Below are 2,712 nucleotides of genomic sequence, written 5' to 3' on the forward strand. Positions count from 1 at the left end.
CCCGGGTTCGAGCCGGGAACCGGGTTGCCGCCGGGATGCTCGGGGTAGATGCCACCACCGGGCGGGGTCGTGTTCGGCGGCACGACCCCGTGCACCGGCCCGTCCGGGGTGCCGACACCAGGCGGGGTCCACGGCAGAGCCACCACGTCGGACGTCGGCACCGCAGGCACGCTGCCCCGACCGCCCGGCACCGTGCCGACACGTCCTCCACCGCCACCGGTGCCCGACCCGGTTCCACCGCCACCGGTCTGGGGGGGCTGCGGGTCGCCGCTCGGCCCGGGATCACCGATGATCGGCTCGATCGTGAAGATCTCGGTACCGACGCGGCGTGCTGCGGCAGACAGGTCTTGCTCCAGGTCGGTCAACGCTCGTGCGGCCTCGTCCTCGCGCTCCTTGGCGCGGTCGGCCGCGAACTTGTCGGCCAGCAGGTCACCGCCCAACGCCCCAGGCAGGCCACCGGCCAGGGTGCCGCCGCCGATGATCAAGGCGCGCTCGGTCGTGCTGAGCTGCCCGTCGGGCAGGTCGCGGTAGGCCTTCTGGGCGGTGTCGATCGCGGTGCGCGCCAGCTCTGCGGCGTCGGCGGTCCGCGTCAGGCTGTCCGAGGTGGCCTTCAGGGCCGCGGCGAGGCCGTCGAAGCGGGTCGACGCCGCGTCCGCGGTCGCCCCGGTGATCCCCAGGTCGTCGATGAGCCTGGTGAGCTGGGAGGCGTACTGCTCGAAGTCCCGGCAGACCGCCTTGAGGTAGTCCTGGTCGTCGTGCATGGCCTGCAGGTCCGCATCCAGCACCGCCCGCAGCGACTCCGCCTTCACACCCATGACGTGCTCCTTTCACCAGCACCCACGACGACCACGACCGAACGCACGCTCATCACGCCTGACCCGGCCCTGCTGGTCGGCGCCGTACCACCACCGCGACCACCACCACCACCGCGACGAGTGCGAGGGCACCGGCGCCGATCACGCCCCACGGCAGCGACGACCCGCCTGCCGGGTCGGAGGCCGGGTCCGTCGCGGCCGGGTCCGGCGCGGTCGTGGCCTGCCCGGTCGCCTCCGGTTCCGCGGCGGCAGCCAGGACCGCCTCCTTGGTCGGACCGAACTCACCCGGGTCGTCCCACAGGAACGGGTTCTCGTCCGGGTAGGTCGTGGGGTCGTGCTCCAGCATGTGCCGCACGTTCACGATCCCGTACCCGTGCTCCGAGTCGTGCGTCAGCTCGTGGTCCTCCGACCCGGTGTTGCGGGCCAACGACTGCAGGATCTGGTTCGACGTCGCGTCCGGGTACTTCGACCACACCAGCGCCAACGCCGCCGACGTGTACGCCGTCGCGCCCGAGGACCCGACCGACAGTCCGTACTCGGTCCAGTTTCCCTTCGAGGTCAGCACCCGCAGACCCTCACCCGGTGCGAGCACCCCCAGGTGCTCCCCCACCGCCGCTTCCGCGGTAGGCGCACCATCCGGACCGATCGCCGCGACCGACACCACGCCGTTGAACGCACCCGGCGGGAGCAGGTCGGCGCCCGCGCGGTTCGGAGTTCCACCCACCAGGATCGCCCCCGCAGCGAGCGCCCCCGGGATGTCCTCGGCGGAGACGTCGAACGACTCAGCGGCGGACCAGTACGACATGTTCACGATCTTCGCGCCGTCGGCGATCGCGTCGACCAGCGTCGAGGTGCCGTCGCGCACGTTCTCGGCGGTGGGGCACCCGGTCTCGTCGTTGGTGACGTTGTAGTGATGGACCTTGGCACCTGGGGCGACACCGAGGACACCGGGCTGGCCGTTCACGCCGGCTCCGGTGCCGATGATGTACGACACGATGCCCGTGGCGTGCACAGCGGTGTCGTCCGTGGCGGTCGACGGCAGCGCCGGACCGCCGTCCTCGGCCGCGCACGTGCCCGTCGTCGGGATGTCCAGGCCGGCCAGGTCCGGGGTGTTCGGGTTCAGCGGGCTGTCCAGCACCGCGATGGTGACGCCTTCGCCGGTGGTGGTCTGGTGGATGGTGGCCATGCCGGAGTCGTTGTAGTACCAGAGCCCGCCCTGGGGATCACCCGCGGCGACCAACGACGCGGTCACCGGCACCATCACGCACACGGCAGCCACCGCCCGCATGCCCCGTCGGCCCCCCGGCGAGGCTGCAACACCTGGGCGCGCGGTTCCAGTCGCACCCGTCTCGGCCCGGCCCGTCTTCGACAGCCTCATCCGATGCCGGACCCCGACGACACCGGCGCGGTCGACCCGGGGGCCGTCGAGATGGTCGTGGTGGTCGACGTCTCCGCCGGCGGTGCGACCTGGGTCGCGCCGGTGCTCGGGTCGAACCCGGTGCGGGTCTTCGGGTCGTAGACGTACCCGGTGGTCGGAGCCGCGGGCGCCTGCCACGGCGCGTTCTGCGCAGGCATCGCGGTCACGATCCCGTCCTGACGGGCCGCCAACCGGGCCAGACGGTCCTGCACCTCGGCATCCATCAGCGCGAGCCGGTCCGCCGACGCCGTCAACGTGTCCCGGTAGGCGCACAGCTGCTCACGCAAGCGGGCCACCTGCGCGACAGCGTCGGCCAGCGAGTCCGCGTACGGGTGCTGGAACGTGGTGCCCCGCGCCGACCACGTGCCACGGTCCTGACGCGCGTGCACCTGCTGCAGGCCGTCGTGCAGGATCGAGACGTTCTGGTGCAGCTCGAGCAGCTTGTCCAGGCTCTGCTTGAGCCTGTCCCGGTCGAGCGAG

The 2,712-nt window shown here is 72.2% G+C and carries 2 protein-coding genes and 1 pseudogene; all 3 read right to left on the reverse strand.

Annotation, left to right across the window (positions count from 1 at the left end):
• Positions 1-815: pseudogene (locus Cch01nite_RS22520) on the reverse strand (hypothetical protein); the annotation flags it as partial.
• A gap of 52 nt (positions 816-867) precedes the next feature.
• Positions 868-2,067, reverse strand: a complete 1,200-nt coding sequence (locus tag Cch01nite_RS22525) for a S8 family peptidase (RefSeq protein WP_203758760.1) — start codon at positions 2,065-2,067, stop codon at positions 868-870.
• Positions 2,068-2,189: 122 nt separating this feature from the next.
• On the reverse strand, positions 2,190-2,712 hold a 523-nt coding region (locus Cch01nite_RS22530; protein WP_203758761.1), incomplete at its 5' end, for a hypothetical protein.

It is taken from the genome of Cellulomonas chitinilytica, assembly GCF_016862675.1.
Lineage (GTDB): Bacteria > Actinomycetota > Actinomycetes > Actinomycetales > Cellulomonadaceae > Cellulomonas > Cellulomonas chitinilytica.